The 19,808-nt window shown below is 47.9% G+C and carries 15 protein-coding genes; 5 read left to right on the top strand and 10 right to left on the bottom strand.

Features of this window, described 5'->3' with window-relative positions; all coding sequences use genetic code 11:
- Positions 1 to 71 precede the first annotated feature (71 nt).
- The gene (dnaK, locus tag AAHN97_RS16705; RefSeq protein WP_343303197.1) at positions 72 to 1,988 is read left to right on the top strand and encodes a molecular chaperone DnaK; all 1,917 of its coding nucleotides are present in this window, start codon (positions 72 to 74) and stop codon (positions 1,986 to 1,988) included.
- An 86-nt stretch (positions 1,989 to 2,074) separates the two neighbouring features.
- On the opposite strand, the gene AAHN97_RS16700 is transcribed toward dnaK, so the two are convergent.
- The 3 genes from AAHN97_RS16700 to AAHN97_RS16690 all read right to left on the bottom strand — a co-directional run bounded on the left by AAHN97_RS16700 (position 2,075) and on the right by AAHN97_RS16690 (position 5,541).
- Entirely contained in the window at positions 2,075 to 3,367 is a 1,293-nt protein-coding gene (locus tag AAHN97_RS16700) for an amidohydrolase (protein WP_343303196.1), read from the bottom strand.
- A 56-nt stretch (positions 3,368 to 3,423) separates the two neighbouring features.
- Positions 3,424 to 3,951, bottom strand: a complete 528-nt coding sequence (locus AAHN97_RS16695; RefSeq protein ID WP_343303195.1) for an ester cyclase — start codon at positions 3,949 to 3,951, stop codon at positions 3,424 to 3,426.
- Between the two features lie 111 nt (positions 3,952 to 4,062).
- Positions 4,063 to 5,541, bottom strand: a complete 1,479-nt coding sequence (locus tag AAHN97_RS16690; protein WP_343303194.1) for a discoidin domain-containing protein — start codon at positions 5,539 to 5,541, stop codon at positions 4,063 to 4,065.
- Positions 5,542 to 5,916: 375 nt separating this feature from the next.
- Between AAHN97_RS16690 and AAHN97_RS16685 the strand changes: the two genes are divergently transcribed.
- The 3 genes from AAHN97_RS16685 (at position 5,917) to AAHN97_RS16675 (ending at position 11,822) form a co-directional block, all read left to right on the top strand.
- Positions 5,917 to 8,283 (top strand): cellulase family glycosylhydrolase, encoded by a 2,367-nt coding sequence (locus AAHN97_RS16685; protein ID WP_343303193.1) that lies wholly within the window; start codon positions 5,917 to 5,919, stop codon positions 8,281 to 8,283.
- 75 nt (positions 8,284 to 8,358) lie between these two features.
- Positions 8,359 to 10,770, top strand: a complete 2,412-nt coding sequence (locus tag AAHN97_RS16680; RefSeq protein WP_343303192.1) for a 4-alpha-glucanotransferase — start codon at positions 8,359 to 8,361, stop codon at positions 10,768 to 10,770.
- 32 nt (positions 10,771 to 10,802) lie between these two features.
- The gene (locus AAHN97_RS16675) at positions 10,803 to 11,822 is read left to right on the top strand and encodes a dipeptide epimerase (RefSeq protein WP_343303191.1); all 1,020 of its coding nucleotides are present in this window, start codon (positions 10,803 to 10,805) and stop codon (positions 11,820 to 11,822) included.
- Here AAHN97_RS16675 and AAHN97_RS16670 read toward each other — a convergent pair.
- The 3 genes from AAHN97_RS16670 to AAHN97_RS16660 form a co-directional block, all read right to left on the bottom strand.
- Positions 11,819 to 12,352: a hypothetical protein gene (locus AAHN97_RS16670; protein WP_343303190.1), complete on the bottom strand. Its 534-nt coding sequence runs from the start codon at positions 12,350 to 12,352 to the stop codon at positions 11,819 to 11,821. The genes AAHN97_RS16675 and AAHN97_RS16670 overlap by 4 nt on opposite strands.
- Positions 12,353 to 12,464: 112 nt before the next feature.
- A complete protein-coding gene (locus tag AAHN97_RS16665; protein WP_343303189.1) occupies positions 12,465 to 12,743 on the bottom strand; it encodes a hypothetical protein in 279 nt (92 codons plus the stop codon).
- On the bottom strand, positions 12,730 to 14,226 hold the full coding sequence (locus AAHN97_RS16660) for a hypothetical protein (protein WP_343303188.1): 1,497 nt from the start codon (positions 14,224 to 14,226) through the stop codon (positions 12,730 to 12,732). Before AAHN97_RS16660 ends, AAHN97_RS16665 begins: the two co-directional genes overlap by 14 nt.
- A gap of 141 nt (positions 14,227 to 14,367) precedes the next feature.
- Between AAHN97_RS16660 and AAHN97_RS16655 the strand changes: the two genes are divergently transcribed.
- A complete protein-coding gene (locus tag AAHN97_RS16655) occupies positions 14,368 to 15,552 on the top strand; it encodes a PmoA family protein (RefSeq protein WP_343303187.1) in 1,185 nt (394 codons plus the stop codon).
- Here AAHN97_RS16655 and AAHN97_RS16650 read toward each other — a convergent pair.
- The 4 genes from AAHN97_RS16650 to AAHN97_RS16635 all read right to left on the bottom strand — a co-directional run bounded on the left by AAHN97_RS16650 (position 15,516) and on the right by AAHN97_RS16635 (position 19,770).
- Positions 15,516 to 16,301: a polysaccharide deacetylase family protein gene (locus AAHN97_RS16650; RefSeq protein ID WP_343303186.1), complete on the bottom strand. Its 786-nt coding sequence runs from the start codon at positions 16,299 to 16,301 to the stop codon at positions 15,516 to 15,518. The two genes, AAHN97_RS16655 and AAHN97_RS16650, sit on opposite strands and share 37 nt — an antisense overlap.
- A gap of 1 nt (position 16,302) precedes the next feature.
- Positions 16,303 to 17,082 (bottom strand): glycosyltransferase family 2 protein, encoded by a 780-nt coding sequence (locus AAHN97_RS16645; RefSeq protein WP_343303185.1) that lies wholly within the window; start codon positions 17,080 to 17,082, stop codon positions 16,303 to 16,305.
- Positions 17,083 to 17,091: 9 nt separating this feature from the next.
- Positions 17,092 to 18,255: a glycosyltransferase family 87 protein gene (locus AAHN97_RS16640; RefSeq protein WP_343303184.1), complete on the bottom strand. Its 1,164-nt coding sequence runs from the start codon at positions 18,253 to 18,255 to the stop codon at positions 17,092 to 17,094.
- Between the two features lie 159 nt (positions 18,256 to 18,414).
- Positions 18,415 to 19,770 (bottom strand): NAD-dependent succinate-semialdehyde dehydrogenase, encoded by a 1,356-nt coding sequence (locus AAHN97_RS16635; RefSeq protein WP_343303183.1) that lies wholly within the window; start codon positions 19,768 to 19,770, stop codon positions 18,415 to 18,417.
- Positions 19,771 to 19,808: the final 38 nt, after the last annotated feature.

Genomic DNA, 19,808 nt, shown 5'->3' with positions numbered 1-19,808 from the left:
ATTGACAAAACATGGTCAAGGTCCGGAAACGTCCGGGCCACACTGTTTCACAAAGGAGAACATTAATTATTATGGGAAAAATCATAGGTATTGACTTAGGAACTACCAACTCTTGCGTTGCCGTAATGGAAGGTAACGAACCGGTAGTTATTGCCAACGATGAAGGCCGCCGTACAACGCCTTCCGTTGTTGCATTTTTAAAGAACGGCGAAAGGAAAGTAGGTGATCCGGCTAAACGCCAGGCCATTACTAATCCTATCAACACTATCATGTCTGTGAAGCGTTTTATGGGTCGCCATTACGATGAAGTATCCAGCGAACTGAATCACGTGAGTTACAAAGTGACAAAAGGCGATAATAACACTACACGTATTGATATAGACGGCAGATTATACACTCCGCAGGAAATCTCTGCCATGATCCTGCAAAAAATGAAGAAAACTGCGGAAGATTACCTGGGCCAGGAAGTAACGGAAGCCGTTATCACTGTTCCGGCGTACTTCAACGACGCGCAACGCCAGGCAACGAAAGAAGCCGGTGAAATTGCCGGTCTTACCGTTCGCAGGATCATCAACGAACCTACCGCAGCCGCACTGGCTTACGGTTTGGATAAGAAACATAACGATAGCATGATCGCCGTGTTTGACCTTGGTGGTGGTACTTTCGATATCTCTATCCTCGAACTGGGTGATGGCGTATTCGAAGTAAAATCTACCAATGGTGATACCCATCTGGGTGGTGATGACTTTGATAAAGTGATCATGGACTGGCTGGCAGATGAATTCAAGAAAGACGAAGCAGTAGATCTGCATAAAGATCCAATGAGCTGGCAGCGTTTGAAAGAAGCTTCCGAGAAAGCGAAGATCGAATTATCTTCTTCCCAGGAAACCGAGATCAATCTGCCATACATCACTGCAGTAGACGGTGTACCTAAACACCTTGTAAAGAAACTCACCCGCGCTAAATTTGAGCAACTGAGCGATAGCCTGATCCAAAGAACGCTGGAACCATGTAAGAAAGCCCTGGCCGATTCCGGTCTCGACCTTTCCAGGATCGATGAAGTGATCCTCGTAGGTGGTTCTACCCGTATTCCAAAGATCCAGGAAGTAGTAGAGAAATTCTTTGGTAAAAAGCCGAACAGAGGCGTGAACCCGGATGAAGTAGTAGCCATTGGTGCTGCTATCCAGGGTGGTGTACTCACCGGTGAAGTGAAGGATGTGTTGTTGCTGGACGTTACACCATTGTCCCTCGGTATCGAAACCATGGGCGGTGTGTTCACCAAACTGATCGAATCCAACACTACCATTCCTACCAAGAAGAGTGAGGTATTCTCCACCGCTGCTGATAACCAGCCAAGCGTAGAGATCCATGTACTGCAAGGTGAAAGGCCTTTAGCTTCTCAGAACAGAACGCTGGGTAAATTCATCCTGAACGATCTGCCACCTGCACAACGTGGTGTGCCGAAGATCGAAGTGATCTTTGACATTGATGCCAACGGTATCCTCCATGTAACAGCTAAAGATCAGGGCACTGGTAAATCTCAGAACATCCGTATCGAAGCCGGTAGCGGTTTGAGCAAGGAAGAGATTGAAAAGATGAAGGCAGAAGCGAAAGCAAATGAGTCTGAAGATAAACTGGCACGTGAGAAGATCGAAAAAGTGAACCAGGCTGAAAGCTTAGTATTCCAAACAGAGAAACAACTGAAAGAATACGGCGATAAAATTCCTGCTGAGAAGAAAGCGCCTATCGAATCCGCACTGGAGAAAGTTCGTGAAGCGGTGAAAACACAGGATCTGGCACAGATCGATGCTACCACTGCAGAATTGAATAATGCATGGACAGCTGCTTCTGAAGAAATGTACAAAGCCACACAAGGCCAGCCAGGCGCTGATGGCGGAGCACAGGCAGGTGCACAACAAGGTAGTGCTGGTCAGCAGGGTGCTGCCGGTGATACCGTAACAGATGCAGAATTTGAAGAAGTGAAGTAAGGATTTCTGAATATTTAAAAAGCCCGGACGCATTAAACGTCCGGGCTTTTTTTTATTTCTTCAATAAGGCAAAAAGGATACAGTCTTTATTTCTTCTTATAATCAAAAACGAGATTACAGAATGCTTTCACACCCACATCCAGCATACTATCGTCAATGTAAAAATCCGGTGTATGGTGGCTGGGAGCCTGTTTGGGATCTTTGCCTTTGGGCATACCACCCAGGTAGAAAAAGAAAGCAGGTGCTTTAGTACCATAGAAAGAAAAATCTTCTGCACCCGTTACCCAGTTCATGATACTCACTTTACCATTACCTGCCGCTTTCTGTAAAGAGGGGAGCATGCGGGATACCAATGCGGAGTCATTAAAGGTGACCAGCGTTTTCTTATCTATGGTAACAGTGGCCTGTGCGTTGGAAGCTTCTGCTATTTTGGTTGCCGTACGGCGGATACGTTCATGCACATCCGTTTGCATTTTACTGTCCAGCGTGCGGATAGTACCCTCCAGTAATGCTTCTTCCGGAATGATATTACTCCTTACACCGGAATGGAATTTACCCACTGTGATCACCACCGGCGCATCCACAATATTAGCCTGGCGGCTTACAATGGTTTGCAGGCTGTTGATGATCTGTGTGCCCACAACAATAGGATCTATACTGTTCCAGGGAGAGGAGCCATGTGATGGTTTTCCTTTAATGGCAATGGTGAACCAGTCAGAAGAAGCCATCATTGCTCCCTGTTTATACTGGATCTTTCCTATCTCAATGGAAGAGCTGATATGTAATCCGAATATGGCATCCACCACAGGATTTTCCATCACTCCTTCTTTCACCATCAGGGGAGCGCCGCCTTCTTCTGTGCCCGGAGGGCCTTCTTCTGCCGGCTGAAAGATAAACTTAACAGTACCGGGGAGATCCTTCTTCATCGCCGCCAGCACCTCCGCAGTGCCCATTAGAATGGCAACATGACTATCGTGTCCACAGGCATGCATCACGGGAACTGTTTGCCCCAGGTATTCTGCGGTAACAGTGGATTTAAAAGGAACATCCGCTTTCTCCAATACGGGTAACGCATCCATATCCGCACGCAGGGCAACAACAGGCCCTGGTTTGCCGCCTTTCAGCAAACCTACCACGCCGGTTTTGGCGATGCCTGTCTGCACTTCAATACCTAAGCTGCGCAAATGTGCTGCAACGTATTCTGCAGTTTTGGTTTCACGGTTGGAAAGTTCCGGGTGTTCATGAAGGTATCTCCGCCATTCAATAACCTTAGGTAAAAGCGCAGTGGCCTTTTGTGCGATCTGTGCCTGGAAGTCCTGCGCATGCAGGGATAAAGAGGATACAAGAAGGGTGATCAGGATGGTTGATGATCTGTTCATATAGTTCGCGTTGACTTATGATAAATAAAATAAGCCAGTTCCGCGAATTATCCTAATTATTGCGCCAACCCTATCTGTTTCATGATCCCCAGGTTGTCGTAGAATATATATTCCTCCTTCATCTTTCCACCCTCCCAATGCCCGACAGTGACCATGGGGAACCTGAACCGCTTACCTGTAGGAGCAATCGTTTTATCGCCTGCAGGCATAACGTTGGAGAAAGTGCCTTCCACGATGCCTATCACACAGGTCCATTCCCCGGAGCCAAAACTTACGGGATGGCTGGTAACCTTCGTGTCCGGGGCAAATACGAACTGGGATTTAAGCAAATCTATATGCGCCGGGAAAAGGCCCTGGGAGGTAGACCCATCGGGGTAGAATGCTTTAACGTCATCCGTATGACTGAGGCTGAGAGAGTCCCATTGCTGGTTACTATAAAACTGGAAATCCAATGAGTCCATACGGATAAGGCGTTGTGCCGTGATCTTTTCAGCCGCTTCGTATGCATCTATTTTCCTTTGTAATTCCTGCACTTTGCTGCTATTACAGGATATAAAGGCCAGTGCTGCCAGAAGATATTTCATGTGAATATTATTTTGGTGTTATACACATTAGTACAATCTGACGGGCCCTAAGGTTTTTCAGGATGCATCAGTTTGAGTAAATACTTACTCAAACTGATGCACAAAGAAGGATCAGAGCTTCTGTAATTTCCTGGAAACAGACCTGCCCCCGTGTTGTAACCGGAGAATGTACGATCCTGGGGGTGTTTCCGCACACTTGAAGGGAATGGTATGTTTACCGGCTGGTAAGTTCCCGTTCACCAGCACCGCCACTACCTTGCCTGTAATATCATATACAGCCAGCCTGGTCTGCCCGGCGGTTTTCAGATCAAAGCTCACGGTAGTTTGCTGTGTGAATGGATTAGGTGTAGCGTTTAACGCTTCTGAATTGTCTGCTATTGCTTTACCCAGGCTGGAAACAAAGCTGCTGCCATTCAATACCTTCATCTCCGTATAACTGTTCCAGGCATTTACGGTATTGCCATGCCCTACAATGCGCACATATCTGGCGGACTGCGGAGAGAAGTTAAATGTTTCCAGCGCATTGCTGGTGCCGCTGCTTTGCAGGCCGGTGGCAACATTGGTGAAAGAAGTGCCATTCGTTGAAACCTGGATATCAAAATTAGAGCGGCGGGTAGTACCACTATAGAAAGCAATCTGCACGCCGGATACGGTTTGTGTGGAACTCAAACAAAGCTGGATCCACTGCGGGTTACCGGAAGCGGACCAACGGGTATTGAGATCGTTATCCAATACATTGGCGGGCACGTTGCCATCATCCGTACTTGCAGAGGCGGGTACACAGGCTGTTCCAACACCGCTGGGGCAAAGGTTGGTAGTACCTTTTGTTACACAGATATCTGCAAGATAGATGGTTTCATCGCGCAGGTAAGAAGGACTGGTGAGGCTGCGGTAAAAACCGAATTTGGGTGCACCATAACCAGCGCCATCTTCCCACATATCCAGGCTGTTGTTGGTATAAGACAACAGCGTTACACCATCGCTCAGTCTTTTGATCACAAATTCCAGCGTGCCGTTATTATCGTGTTTGATCTTTACATGGGCTTCTGCCCAAACACCTTTAAACAGGCTCAGGTTGGCGGTGGCAACAGCGCCACCAAGCCCTGTATGGCCTATTTCCATTTTGTTGTTATAACGCGGCGTGAGGGTAATGATAGGTGCGCCGCTGCCGTGGCCATTACCATATGCTTTCAGTTGCATGATATGGCAGAAGTTGGGAGACTCCTGGAAGTTAGCATCCAGTTTAAACTTCCAGCGATAATAACTGGTAGAGCCTTGCGTGCCCTGCTGCTCACTTCCTTTACCTCTCAGTTCAATCCGCTGCCTGTCTGTTGCGCCGCAGCGGTCGTCATCCAGGTCGCGGTGCAGTGTGAAAGCAAATACATATTTACCCAGCTGTGCGTCCATCACTTCGTTGATATGTTTCACAGCATGGCCGCAATCAGGGGATTCAACACCGTATCCTTTCTGATCCATTAATTCATAAGTATTGCCGGGGCCGTCAGCAATAACAGTTACCTGCGCCTGTACAGCAGCAGAGGTCAATAACAGCAAACATAAGAAGCTACGGATAAAGTACGCCTGCATCATGGGAAGAGGGTTTTAAAGATTAACAATGATCCTGCAGCGTGGGAATATAATAAAGGGAATTGAGGTGATCAGGCCGTTAGAGGCCTTTTTAGATCCTGGTTTGTTTTCATAAGTGGAATTATTATTCTGCTACTAATTTAGATTATTTTTTCCTGTTTATATGAAATTGCCTATATTTATGCAAACGATTGCACTTTTAGCCAGAAAGATGAGTGAAAGCCCGATTGATCTTTAACACGTTATGAAGCCGTTGTCAGGGACTTACACTACAACCCTCCACATCTCCTTTTAATTATCGCGATTGTCCTAAACCGGGACGGGGCATTGTATTGCCTGCAACCGAAGCCTAAGTCGTAACCCTTAATATTAACCTTTATGAAAACACATTTATCCTTTAAGCTATTGCTGTCTTTGTGCCTGTTATTGGTAACCAATATCCTCCGGGCGCAAACACCTGTTGCGCAGAACGGACAATTACAGGTGATCGGTCTTAAGTTATGTAATCAGTATGGTAACCCAATTCAGTTGCGTGGTATGAGTACACACGGCATCCAGTGGTATGGATGGGGGAGTTGTTTAACAGAAGCTTCGCTGGATGCACTGGCATATGATTGGGGTGCGGATATCCTGCGCATTTCCCTGTATGTGCAGGAAGGTGGTTATGATACCGATCCGGCGGGTTTCACTGCACAGGTGAGCCGTTTGATCGATGAAGCCACAGAGCGGGGCATGTATGCGCTGGTAGACTGGCATCAGCTAACACCCGGCGATCCCAATGCCAACCTCGCTAAAGCGAAAACGTTCTTCACCGCTATTGCCAATCAGCACAAGAACAAGAACAACATCATTTACGATGTATGTAATGAGCCGAACGGGGTTACCTGGGCAAGGATCAAAACCTATGCAGATCAGATCATTCCTGTGATCCGTGCAATCGACAGTGATGCGGTGATCCTGGTAGGTACACATGCATGGGGCTCTATGGGTATTTCCGATGGTCGTTCCGCACAGGATATTGTGAGCAATCCTTTGAGCTTTACCAATATCATGTACACTTTTCACTTTTATGCAAAGTCTCACGGCAGTGTGTACTTAAATGAACTGAACTGGGCATCAGACCGCCTGCCGGTGTTTGTAACAGAGTTTGGTTCACAGGAAGCCAGTGGCGATGGCCCCAACGACTTCACGATGACGCAGCAGTACATTGACCTGATGCGTAACAAAAAGATCAGCTGGACTAACTGGAACTATTCTGATGATAACCGTTCCGGTGCGGTATGGCTTAGCGGAACCTGCTCTGCAGGCCCATGGGCCACAGCCCGTCTGAAACCTGCGGGTACCTGGATCCGTCAGCGGATACTAAGTCCTGCAGATGATTTCCCCGGTGGTGGTAATCAACTGCCTACTGTAAGTATTACTTCACCTTCCAACGGCGCCACCTTTACCGCACCTGCATCTGTTACTATTGATGCCACTGCTGCGGATACAGATGGTACCATTTCCAAAGTGGAATTCTTCCAGGGCACCACTAAACTGGGAGAAGATCTGAACAGCCCATATTCTTTCAGCTGGACAAATGTGGGAGCAGGTACTTATAGTCTTACTGCAAAAGCAACAGATAATTCCAATGGAACTAAAACGTCAACACCTGTAAGCATCACTGTACAAGGTGCTCCGGGCTGCACGCCTGTTTCTGCGAGTGGAGATGATGGCAATGTGCCGGCGAATGTGCTGGATAATAACCTGGCTACCCGCTGGTCTGCCAATGGAGACGGGCAATGGATCCAGTTCTGTTTAAATAATATTGTAACCGTAACGGGTGTGAAGATTGCATTTTATAATGGCAATACGCGCAGTTCCAATTTTGATATACAGGTTTCAACGGACGGTACTTCTTTCACGAATGTAGCTACCGGTTTGAGCAGCAGCGGAACTTCCACGGCGCTGGAGACCTTTAACTTTGCTGCGGCATCCGCCAAGTGGGTACGCATTGTAGGGCATGGTAACAGTGTAAATGCCTGGAACAGTTATACGGAAGTACAGGTGGTACAGCAAACTTCACCTCCCTGTGTACCTGCCTCTGCAAGTACAGACGATGGCAATGTGCCGGCGAATGTACTGGATAATGATCTCAACACCCGCTGGTCTGCCTCCGGTAACCCGCAGTGGATCCAGCTTTGCTTGAGCACCACACAAACCGTATCCGGTGTGCAGATCGCTTTCTATAATGGCAATGTGCGCACGTCCAATTTTGACATACAGGTTTCAACGAATGGTACTTCTTTTACCAATGTAGCCACCGGCTTGAACAGCAGTGGTACTACCACGGCCCTGGAAACATTTAACTTCTCCCCGCAGTCCGCCAAATATGTGCGCATTGTAGGGCATGGTAACAGCGTGAATGCCTGGAACAGTTATACGGAAATAAAAGTACTGAACGGCAGCAGCTTTGTTGCCCGCATCGCTAAAACAGAAGAGGCTGCACCGGAAATTGAATTAACTACTGCCCCTAATCCATTCACACAACAAACCACCGTGAGCTTTGACCTGAAAGCTGCGGGTAAGACCAGGCTGGCTGTATATGATATTAACGGCAAGGTGGTGGCAGTACTGGTGAACGGGAACTTACCAGCCGGTAAACATACCATTCCCTTCAAGTGTGCGGAAACACCAGCAGGATCATATATCCTCCAGTTGCAACATGGCGGAAAGTCTGTTTCCAGGAAATTACAAAAGCTTTGAGCACTGCTAAATAGTCAAACTGAACAATGCCTGTACCTTTTGGTGCAGGCATGTTTTTTTTCGTAATTTCCCTGCATGACGCTTCACTTGTATGTTCGTTTTTCATCTGCCTGGGGGCAGGAGCTCTATGTAGCTGTTTGCCATGACCAGGGGGAAACGAAGTTATTGATGGAGTATTACAATGCCATTTACTGGCGGCTGACCATCCAGGTGGATGACCCGGCTGTATTCCGTTACAGGTATTACCTGGGAACGCTGGCAGAAAGAAATGCCCGTACTATTTATTGCTTCCCTTCTGATAAAGAACTAACGGTAAGGGATATCTGGATATGGCCTGGTATGGTAGAGAATGCCTGGTTAACCGCTCCCTTTAGTGAGGTGTTCTTTAAACGGGAAACTATTGCACTTCCTTCGCCTGCACTGTATACTTTCAGGGTACATGCTCCTTTGTTAAAAGCAACAGCAACTGTTTATATCATCGGTAACATTCCGGAGCTGGGCGCATGGAATGTAAAACAGGCTATTCCTTTAACTTATACGGCAGAAGGTGATTTTATAACCCTGGCAGATATTCCCCGTGGTGTATTGATCGAGTATAAGTATGGAAAAAGGGAAGGTGAGCAATTCATCTATGAGGAAGGAGAGAACCGGGTGTTGTTCACCGGTGAATTCAATATACATGGCCGTACTATTATCCATGACGGGTTTGCAAGGTTCAACGTAACACACTGGAAAGGCGCGGGTGTTGCAGTGCCGGTGTTTTCACTTCGTTCTGAAAAGGGATTAGGCATCGGGGAGTTTGCTGATCTGAAATTACTGGCGGACTGGGCGGCAGCTACCGGCCAGCGCATCCTGCAACTGTTGCCGGTGAATGATACCACCGTGAATTACAGCTGGACGGATTCTTATCCTTACGCCGCTATTTCCGCATTTGCATTACATCCTGCGTATATTCATTTACCCGCTGCAGGTAAAGTAAAACAGTACAAAGAGCACCAGGCAAAACTGAACGAACTGCCTTCGCTGGATTATGAGCAGGTAATCCGCATTAAGATGGAAGTGCTGAAAGAGTTGTTCACTGCGTTTAAACCAGATAGCACTTACCATACCTGGGCAGCAGCCAATCAACATTGGCTGGAACCTTATGCCCGCTTCAGTTGTGAGCGGGATATGAAACTTACTGGCCAGCCAACGGAAGCAGCTTTTTATTTCTTCATTCAATATCAGTTGCATAACCAGTTACTGGATGCCGTTAACTATGCACACAGCAAAGGAGTGGTTATCAAAGGTGATCTGCCGATAGGTGTGTTCCTCCAAAGTGTGGAGGTAAAAGAAGCACCGGAACTCTTTAATGTAAATGTGCAGGCAGGCGCACCGCCGGATGATTTTTCGGTAAAGGGGCAGAACTGGGGATTTCCTGTATACAACTGGGCGGAGATGGCAGCAACAGGGTATAGCTGGTGGAAGGAAAGACTGGCGCACATGGCATTGTATTTCTCTGCTTTCCGTATTGATCATATCCTTGGGTTCTTCCGCATCTGGCAAATACCCCGCGATACTTTTGACGGATTACTGGGATACTTTGATCCTGCCATCCCTTTTACCATAGATGAATTGCGGGCGGCAGGCATTCCATTCGACCGTTCCCGTTATTGCCAGCCTTATATCACAGATCCGATCCTTTATAATACTTTCAGCGATGCCACGCCTGCTGTAAAGGGCATTTACTTTGAACCGAACGGCGATGGTACTTTCCGGCTACAAGCCCCTTACACTACCCAACAGTCGGTGGCGGAAGAGCCGGATCCCTTTATCCGCCAGGGATTACTGGACCTGATCACGAATGTGTTATTCCTTGAACCGGTGGAAGGCGAATTCCATCCCCGTTTCCATATGCACCTCACCTCTTCTTTTGAAGCACTGGAACCTGCTGTGCAGCACAAACTCCGGAAGTTATCTGATCAGTATTTTTTCCACCGTCATAACGCGCTTTGGGAACAGGAGGCGCTGAAGAAATTACCGGTGTTGCAACAGGCTACGGATATGCTGGTTTGCGGGGAAGACCTTGGTATGGTACCGCATTGTGTACCGGGTGTGATGCAGTTACTGGGGATCCTCAGCCTGGAAGTGCAGCGTATGCCCAAGCGGGGAGACAGTACGCTGGCATCCGCTCCCTATCTTTCTGTTGTAACACCTTCCACGCACGATATGAGCACGATCCGCGAGTGGGCAGAAGAGAATTATGATACACTGGTTGAAGAACATTTACAGTCACCTGCTATGTGGTGTATTCTGCAGCTGCAGGACTGGCTGGCGCTGGATGAAAGCCTTCCCCGGACAGCGCCTGAGGAAGAGCGGATCAATGTTCCTGCTGTTTCTCCCTGGTACTGGCGCTACCGCATGCCACTCAGCCTGGAAGCGCTGCTGAAAGCAGAGGGACTTACAACAACCATTCGCAGGATGATCAGTATGGCAGGAAGGGGTTAGGAAATATCATTGTACATTGTGTATATTTAATTATGGAACTAACACTTTATCCCTTCGAGTTAAGATTCCGCCACACGTTTACTATTTCGAGAAAAAGCAAGGATGTACAACCGCTATTGGTAGCAGAACTGCAGGAAGACGGATGGAGCGGCCTCGGAGAAACTGCTGACAATTCTTATTACAACATTACGGTACCCATACTGATGGCAGCAATCAATGCCCATCGCCCTTTTATTGAAGCTTACAAACTGGATACGCCGGAAGCTTTCTGGGAAGCCATGTATCCTAAGTTATCTGATAATCTGTTCGCGCTTTGCGCGCTGGACCTTGCTGCGCACGACCTCTATGCAAAGCGGCTCGGTAAAAAGCTGTATGAGATCTGGGGATTGGAGCCTTCTCATAATCCTTTAACAGATTACACCATCGGGATAGATACGGTGGAGAATATGGTGAAGAAGTTACAGGAATTCCCCTGGCCCATTTACAAGATCAAACTGGGTACCAAAGATGATATTGCTATCATCACGGAATTACGTAAACATACCAGTGCCATTTTTCGTGTAGATGCCAATTGTGCCTGGGGTGTGGAAGAAACCCTCCGGAATGCCGCTGCTTTTAAAGAGCTGGGTGTTGAATTCATTGAGCAGCCCATGCCTGCAGCAGATTGGGAAGGCATGAAAAAGGTATACGAAAGTTCCGCCTTACCACTCATTGCAGATGAAAGCTGTATTGTGGAAGCAGATGTAAAGAACTGCCATGGCTATTTCCACGGCATCAATATAAAACTCACCAAATGCGGCGGCATCACGCCTGCCCGCAGGATGATCCTGGAAGCAAAACAGCTGGGCATGAAAGTGATGACGGGCAGTATGAATGAAAGCACCGTTGGTACTTCTGCCGTAGCGCACCTGCTGCCCTATCTGGATTATACTGACATGGACGGCCCGTTGCTGCTGGCAGAAGATACCGCAGATGGCGTTAAGATCCGGAACGGCAAGATCATCTATGCCAACCGGAATGGTACCGGCGCTGAGTTATACAGGGCCTTTTAAGGTTTAGTACTTAAGGAAACCAAAACCTTCTCCGGCTCTTTTTCAGGCTCCTGCTTCATACCGGAGAAGCTGTACATCCGGTTATCCATATCATTTGTAGCGAGCATATACCCGTTAATGATATTCGGCTCCCGGATAGAGAAATAGGTTTTGTTGTTCAGCAGCCATTCATGCGGCTGGCAGATAAGTTTATACGGTGTGCCGTATTCGAGGTCAGGCTTCATGATGAAGTCGTACCCTTTGCGTTCAGCCAGCAAGCCTTTGATGCGGCAGACTTCCCGGCGGGATGGGTGGTAATTGGTGTCGTTTTCAAGGGAACCGAAAAAGAACATCCCACGCGCACTGTCTATGTGCAACACGTAACGCAAAGTGCCTCTTTCTGATTTAAAGGATACCAGGTATTTACCCAGGAGTGCAGCGGTTTTTTGCTGCATGATACGATTAGGCTGACTGTTTCCCTGCAGGGGGATACATAACAGATATGCTGCAAGAACAAGAACAGTCTGCCGGATAAGAGAATGGCGGATCATATCGACAGGTTTTTGTTACTATAAATTTACACGCTAAATATGGCTTTTGCCAACAATATGGACGGGTGGATTAAACAGGATTAATTGGGGGCGGGGATTGGGGGTGAACGGTTTATCCTTTTGATCCGGCTTCTTCTTCCGTGATCTCCTTCCAGGTTTTTGCAAAGAAAACATAACTGCTCTTACGGCCCTGAGCCTCAATGTATTTCCCCGCCAGGGCGGCCAGGGGATTATCCATAAACGGATTACCCCCTGCCGGCCGGATGAGGAAGGTGCCATCTGCTGTTTGCAGGTACACACCTAAACTTTCGCTTTTAGTGGTTCTGGCGAAAGTCTTTAATATAATTTGCCCTTTTACCTTTTTAGGGGCTGGTTTCTTATCTTCTGACATATTCTCTGTATCCCATTATTTCACCGTTCTTTTCCTTCACTACCAATACCTTGGTTTTCTTATGCTTACCGCTGGTAGAAGAGGATGAATATACGTGAAATTTCACCGGTGTGTTGAAAGCCTTCATGTCCCGCGTCAACGCATTGGGCTTTGGTGCCGTTTCAAAAACCTGTTTGGTGGCCTTTTCTGAGAACTTTTTATCCTTCAGTAAAGCCCGCACGTTCGCTGCAAATTCTGTACCCTCTTTTTTAGCACTTACTAAAGTAGGTGTTGCAATGAAGTTGCTGAGGGCAGCACCTTTGGAGATCATATTATCCCGGCTGTTCCTGCGGGCATTGAGGGACTTGGATACCGGAGCGCCGGCCACCGGTACAACAGATGGTTCTCCCAGCAGGTAGAACTGCGCGATGGTTTTCAGTTCATAAGGGTCCAGGGTAGGACCCATTTTATCCAGGAAGCTTTGCCTGGCTTCCAGTAAAGCGCGTCCGGTAGAAGCGCCTTTGATGGTATTGATAAGGAATTCCTGTGTAATGATGTCCGCCAGGCCCTGTCCTTCTGTAGGACCATAGGCAATGGTGGAACTTCCCATAAAGGCAATGGCGTGATTGATCAGGTAGGTATTGGCCACACTCATCTGTGTGGTTTCCGTTTCATTGGGATTATAGAGCTGTGCCCCGTAACAGCATTCTGCCGCCGCAATAGTGCCTTTGCTGATCATTTTGGCCAGCATGCTGGCATTTAAGGCTTCGGGGTAATTTGAGCCTCTCTGGCCATAATAACAATGATCTTCCAGGGAGCCATGGCAATTGATGAAGTGTGTTTTTGGTTTCATCTGTGCGGTTGTCCATTTGGGACCGCTGATGGGAGAGATCTGCATCAGCCCATTTTCGCCGAAGATATTATGCAGGCTTTCCTGGGTGGACAGGCGCCATTCGTATACACTCACAGAAAAATATTTGCGGTACTCTTTATCTTTCACCGGCTTGCTGGCCAGCACATCTTTTACCAGGGAATGGAAGTATGCGGGGTCTTTGCTGCCGGGGATGTCTGGCAAACGGCCCACCACGCGGGTAGGGGCAATGAACTTAGCCGGGTCTGTATGATAAGGTGCCTCGCAGGCATAGGGCAGATCACTGGGGATCAGCTCATCCTCATCATCATCGCTGGCTAAAAGGTTATGCAGTTCCTGGAAGGGAATTACATCCTGTGCTCCTGCGATCACCAGGTAGTCCGGCTGAAAGTGTTTGTACAAGGCATCGATGGCAGCTTTGTTCTGGCGCTGATCTTCCGGATCTTTTACCGGGGGGATCTTATACTTTTTCATGGCTGTGGCATCGTCAAGGAATACGATCCCGGTGCTCAGTTTCCGCTTTTTATCAAAGTCTTTAATAGCGGTGAGGTCTTTCAGGAATGTTTTGTGTTTACTGCCGTACTTTTTAACCAGGGCAGACCGGTTGGAAACAATCAGTTTATCCTTTTTCATTTTGGGGATATTTTGGGGGTGAATTAACCCTGTTAAGGTAAGGAAAGGTTATTAAATGTAAATGGGAATGAGTAATTTACTTCACATTCAATCGATTTCCATATGAGATACCCACGTTATGTGTTATTACTGGTTTTGCTTATGAGTACCTTATTTTCACAAGCACAGCTGCTTGGGCGCATCACGGTTAAAGCCGGGCCATATGCGCGGCATAATACTATTATGCGCGTTGCTCTGCCACAATTCCATATTGAACTAATGTCTACCGAGTTGATAAGTGTTGAGGGCGGGAAGAAGATTATTACCCCAACGCAAATGGAGGGCGAGCATACCATTGTATGGAGGCTGGAAAGAGATCTGCCGGCAGGGAAAGAGCGTGTATATGAACTTTGGTCAAAGAAAACTTATGATAGTGTTGCCAGCGTAAAGGTGCGTACAACAAATACCGCCTATATCATTGAAAAGGATAACAAGCCCATACTACAATACAATTATGCGGTAATGGAACCGCCGGCCGGTGTGGATACCGCTTTCAGGAGAAGTGGTTTTATTCACCCGGCATGGACACCTTCGGGAAAAGTGCTGACCAATATCCATCCCAAAGATCACTATCATCACTTCGGTATCTGGAACCCCTGGACGCATACAAAATTTGAAAACGATACTGTGGATTTCTGGAACCTGAAAAAATTATCAGGCACGGTGCGGTTTGCCAAACTTGCCCGTACATGGAATGGAAAGGTGTATGGTGGTTTCTCTTTATTCCAGGAACATGTAGTGTTGACTAAACCGGAAAAGGTTGCTATGATTGAGATACTGAATGTAACCGCGTATGATGGAGATGGAGATCAGCAGGTTTGGGATTATACTTCCACACTGCGTTGTGCAGGCAGATCTCCCATAACATTACTGGAATACCGGTATGGCGGAGGCTTTGCTATCAGGGGGGCAGGTGAGTGGAATAATGAGAACAGTGTAGTACTTACCTCTGAAGGAAAGAGCCGTAAAGATGCAGATAATACCCGTGCCCGCTGGTTTAAGATAACAGGTGCACTGAACGGAGGCAAAGGAGGTTTGCTGGTATTATCCTGGCGGTATAATTTCAACTCTCCGCAACCGGTGCGCATATGGCCGGAGAAAGACCAGAACGGCCAGGTGTTTGCGATGTTCAGCCCTACGAAGGATCGCGCATGGGAAATAGAGCCCGGTAAATTTTATCCGCAGAAATACCGTGTGATCACTTTCGATGGTGATCTTACTGTTGCACAGGCGGAAGCTTACTATAATGACTATGCCTTCCCGCCGGAGTGTACTTTCTCCAAATAATCACTATGTGATATAAATTCTCCTTTGGCACTGAGATAAGCTAAAAAGCGCCGCATCTTGTTATGCATCTTTGCGCCGGATATACTTTTCACTACCAGTGGCAGTTTGTAGGAGCTGAGGTCTTCCAGCTCCCAGGGATGGAAGTAAAAGGAAAAATAGTCTTCTTTCCGGAGGATCCTGCGGCTGCAATACCGCGTGAACCATAAAGGGAAGTTCTTCACGCTTAACCAGAATACCGGTAATCTTAAACGGGGTGTAACGGAAGAAGGCATCACCCATAATGCTCCTTTGCGATGCACATAGCGGGGTTGTTTACGGTTGTCGTAGCGCCCTGGTATCCAGGTTGGGTTGAGGGAAGCATCATAAGTATAACCTGCCTTTTCGAGGGATCCCATACTCACTGGTTTCAGGCGTGGCATGCGGAAGCCTTTCACCTGCTGCCCGCTGATATATTCCAGTTCATTCCGTGAATCCAAAAGATCCGTTTCATCAAAAGCATCATGGTAAAAAGCATGAGAGGCGATCTCATGTTTGGCTGCCATGCGTTTTACCATGTCAGGGAAATTCTGTGCCCAGTAGGCAGTGATGAAAAAGGTTGCGCGGATGTTCAGTTCATCGAACAGCGTCATCGTTTTCACTACGCCGCGATAGGATACGAGCAGTTTCTCCTGTAAAGGGATCTTCTGCCCGTATTCTTCCGGAATATCAAATTCCTCTACGTCTACGCTGATCAGTATCTTATTTTTCATCTTAACTCACAATGAGGATGCCCATGAAATTAACGAATTCCCGCAGTAATACTTTTGATCTGAATTCAGAGAAGCAGATGCCGGGCCTGCAAACGATCGGTATCGTGCGGATCTTCAGGGATTTGTTCTTTCCTGCACGGTGAACAAATTCACTGTCGTATAAAAAGCCATTGATGCGTGTGGCCAGGAATTCCCTGCGGCCTTTGCTGTTGAAGCCTTTCAGCCCTGCCTGTGCATCTGCTACCGGCAAATGCAGGAGATAACGGTTCATAAAGCGGTTCACCGTGGTGATCATTTTCCGTTTGCGGGGCAGCAGTTTTACATACTGTTCACCACGGATGCCGGCCACCACATCTGATCCATGCAGCAATTGTTCAAAGGCCTGCTTCACGGCTTTTACGCCGAAGGGAAAATCAAAGTCGGTACATACCTGGTAGTCGCCGGTGGCAACGGCTACGCCTAATCGAACGGCATATCCTTTTCCGCGGTTCACCGGGTGATTGATGATGCGCGCGCCGGGTATGCCTTCCGCCAGTTGCCGGAGATGGGCTTGAGTGACGTTGCGTACGGAGCCATCATTCACCAGGATCAGCTGAATGGCCGTTTCCGGCATCATGTCCTGTAATTCCCAATAATCTGCGATCATCTGTGCTACCCATCCTTCCGGCGGGTTGCAGCAGGGGATCACCAGATCGAGATGATGCGTTGCCCTGTTGTTTTGAATAGTCAGGTTGTTAATCGGAACAGGGAACGTAGTAGGTTCTGGTGTTACTAGTTGCATAGTTAGTTGTTAGGTTACATGTGCTTTTCCATGTTGTTTGCTCATGATCACGGTGCGCCATTGCAGAAAGAGCAGCACAGCAAAACAGGGTAGGGCTTTCACACGATAATTAACAGCGATCACATTGATCGCTTTCGGAACGAAGTCCGTTGGACACAGGCAGGTGACCACAAAAGTGGTGCAGAGTAAAATGGTGGTCCATTTGTTATAGGGGAGCAGGAGTAAACCCATCCCCACGCCGGTAACGGCCATAATATAGGTAGGTGATTCGGTGCTTTGATTGAATATAACGATCCATATGAGCAGATAAGCGGCAGTAAGCCATGGTGAGATGGCCTGCCTTTTTATCAAACCTGTGGTGAACATCGCTGCCAGGCCTGCGATGGCTGCCAGCAGAATGATCGTATCATCTACCCGCCATATGGTATGCAGGAAGCCCAGGAGGGAACCATCTTCTTTAATGGTGCTGCTGGTAAGCAGTTCCACCCAGGAAATATAATAACCGGTGAGCGTGTCCGGCGATACAAAAAGTAAAGGCAGCAGGGTGCCTGCAATGCCAAACAAAAAGCAATACTGTATGTAATGCCATTTCTTTGGATAGAAAAGGAATATCAGACCTATCACCGCGCCGTACCCTTTAATAAAAAAAGTCAGGCAGGTGAAGAAAGCAGCTCTGCCCGGATTGCCTTTATCCAGGTGTACCACGGTGAGCAGCATAAAGGCGGTCATGGCGGGGTTGGTCTGTGAAGATTGCAGGGCATTACCTAATTCCAGTAAAAGGAACCAGAAAAGCGCTGTGCGGGCATTGCCGCTGAGTGGTATTTTACTGAGTGCATAGAGGAAGATGCCGGCGCTGAAAAGAAGCCACAGGAGCAAACCCACCTGCTGCGGAAATATTGCAAAGGGAGAAAAGAGAACCGGGAAACTTGGGTGATAAAGGAAGTAGTCGAAGTACTCACCATTGTACAGATCATACAAGGGCAATCCCGCGGTGAGGTGCCGCCAGGAACTGCGAAAAATGATGAAGTTATTATATCTGCCTGTGAGCACGGATTGCAGGTACAGACCTACGGCCACAAGTAAGTATATAATTACTATGCTGGAGGTGGAATGCCACCATCCCCGCCGGTCAGTTTCCACGGAGGAAACCGCCGATCCGGCTACGTTATGCATGATGTTAGGTTAAATGAGCACGTTTACTAAATACGTGGCTACGGTATATAGACGGCAAAGGTAAAGTTTACCCCCATCCGTTCCACATAATTTCTCAAAATACAACGTTCGTTTAACGTAGTTGAGCCAGAGGATGTTACACTGACAACTCTGTTGTCTTTATTGGATATAAACGGTTTTTATATTGAGGAATTCGTGCACGCCTTCCAGTGATAATTCCCTGCCGTGGCCGGAGAGCTTTACACCGCCAAAAGGCAGCCTTGCATCGGAGCGTACCATGGCATTGATGAATACATTCCCACTGTCTATAAGGGTAGCAAGGCGTGCTGCTTTTTCTATGTCTTTCGTCCAGAGGGAGGCGCCTAAGCCAAAGGGTGTTTGGTTGGCGAGGCGGATGGCAGCTCCTTCATCATTGGCGCTAATGATGGCGGCCAGAGGGCCGAAGGTTTCTTCTTCAAAGGCGGCCATACCGGGTTGTACACCGGTTAATAATGCGGGTATGAAATTGCAACCATCCTGCTCACCGCCTGCAAGTAATTGCGCGCCCTGTTCAATGCTTTTATCCATCTGCCGGCCCAGCTCTTCTGCCAGGTCCGGGCGGGCCATTGGGCCGGTATCTGTATCCGCTGCAAAAGGATCGCCCTGTTTCAGGGAAGTGATGAGGGATTGCACCTGCTGCGTGAAATCATCTGCAATGGCTTTATCTACTATCCAGCGTTTGGCTGCTATGCATGATTGCCCTGCGTTTTGCATACGTGCTTTCACGGCGGTCTTTGCTGCTTCTGCAAGATTGGCATCTTTCAATACAATAAAAGGATCGCTGCCGCCCAGTTCCAGCACCGTTTTTTTGATATACTTACCTGCCAGTTGCGCAACACTCATGCCCGCAGGTGTGCTGCCAGTGATGGTTACGCCCTGTATGCGGTTATCGCCGATAATAGGTTCAATGTCTTTGGAAGAAACGAGCAGGGCCTGAAAAGTACCTTCCGGGAAACCGGCTTCACGGAATAATTTTTCCATAGCCAGCCCGCAGCCGCTTACATTACTGGCATGTTTCAGTACTACGGTATTGCCTGCGAGTATATTGGGAATGGCAAAGCGGAACACCTGCCAGTAAGGGAAGTTCCAGGGCATGATAGCCAGTACAATGCCTTTGGGTTCAAAGGCGGCATAACTTTTCTTAGCATCTGAAGTAATGATGCGCGGTTGCAGCATAGCGCCGATATTGGCGGTATAATATTCTGCAGTGGAAGCGCATTTCAGTACTTCCGCTTTGGCTTCTTTTAAGGTTTTGCCCATTTCCTGTGTAATGAGCGTGGCGTGTTCCGTAACCTGGTCCTTAAGCAGTGTGGCTGCCTTTACCATCCATTCCGATCGTTGTTCAAGGCTGGCCTGTTTCAGGGCGGCAAATGCCTTCCAGCCCTCCTGCAATTTCTTCTCCAGTTCCTCTTTTGTATGGGCAGGATATTCCGCAATGGTTTCCTGCGTATACGGATATATGCTTTTGAACGTCATGTTATAAAGTTAAGGATTTTACGGGGCAGGTACACTTG

This window comes from Chitinophaga niabensis, from assembly GCF_039545795.1.
Taxonomy (GTDB): Bacteria; Bacteroidota; Bacteroidia; order Chitinophagales; family Chitinophagaceae; genus Chitinophaga; species Chitinophaga niabensis_B.
The sequence above is the reverse complement of the archived record's forward strand: the minus strand, read 5'-3'. Positions and strand labels throughout refer to the sequence as shown.

What these genes read in the sequence shown, in the direction of transcription:
- AAHN97_RS16640 (WP_343303184.1), bottom strand. Translation starts at nt 18,255, where the DNA reads ATGCATAACGTAGCCGGATCGGCGGTTTCCTCCGTGGAAACTGACCGG.
- AAHN97_RS16675 (WP_343303191.1), top strand. Translation starts at nt 10,803, where the DNA reads ATGGAACTAACACTTTATCCCTTCGAGTTAAGATTCCGCCACACGTTT.
- AAHN97_RS16665 (WP_343303189.1), bottom strand. Translation starts at nt 12,743, where the DNA reads ATGTCAGAAGATAAGAAACCAGCCCCTAAAAAGGTAAAAGGGCAAATT.
- AAHN97_RS16660 (WP_343303188.1), bottom strand. Translation starts at nt 14,226, where the DNA reads ATGAAAAAGGATAAACTGATTGTTTCCAACCGGTCTGCCCTGGTTAAA.
- AAHN97_RS16700 (WP_343303196.1), bottom strand. Translation starts at nt 3,367, where the DNA reads ATGAACAGATCATCAACCATCCTGATCACCCTTCTTGTATCCTCTTTA.
- AAHN97_RS16645 (WP_343303185.1), bottom strand. Translation starts at nt 17,082, where the DNA reads ATGCAACTAGTAACACCAGAACCTACTACGTTCCCTGTTCCGATTAAC.
- AAHN97_RS16635 (WP_343303183.1), bottom strand. Translation starts at nt 19,770, where the DNA reads ATGACGTTCAAAAGCATATATCCGTATACGCAGGAAACCATTGCGGAA.
- AAHN97_RS16685 (WP_343303193.1), top strand. Translation starts at nt 5,917, where the DNA reads ATGAAAACACATTTATCCTTTAAGCTATTGCTGTCTTTGTGCCTGTTA.
- AAHN97_RS16695 (WP_343303195.1), bottom strand. Translation starts at nt 3,951, where the DNA reads ATGAAATATCTTCTGGCAGCACTGGCCTTTATATCCTGTAATAGCAGC.
- AAHN97_RS16650 (WP_343303186.1), bottom strand. Translation starts at nt 16,301, where the DNA reads ATGAAAAATAAGATACTGATCAGCGTAGACGTAGAGGAATTTGATATT.
- dnaK (WP_343303197.1), top strand. Translation starts at nt 72, where the DNA reads ATGGGAAAAATCATAGGTATTGACTTAGGAACTACCAACTCTTGCGTT.
- AAHN97_RS16655 (WP_343303187.1), top strand. Translation starts at nt 14,368, where the DNA reads ATGAGTACCTTATTTTCACAAGCACAGCTGCTTGGGCGCATCACGGTT.
- AAHN97_RS16690 (WP_343303194.1), bottom strand. Translation starts at nt 5,541, where the DNA reads ATGATGCAGGCGTACTTTATCCGTAGCTTCTTATGTTTGCTGTTATTG.
- AAHN97_RS16680 (WP_343303192.1), top strand. Translation starts at nt 8,359, where the DNA reads ATGACGCTTCACTTGTATGTTCGTTTTTCATCTGCCTGGGGGCAGGAG.
- AAHN97_RS16670 (WP_343303190.1), bottom strand. Translation starts at nt 12,352, where the DNA reads ATGATCCGCCATTCTCTTATCCGGCAGACTGTTCTTGTTCTTGCAGCA.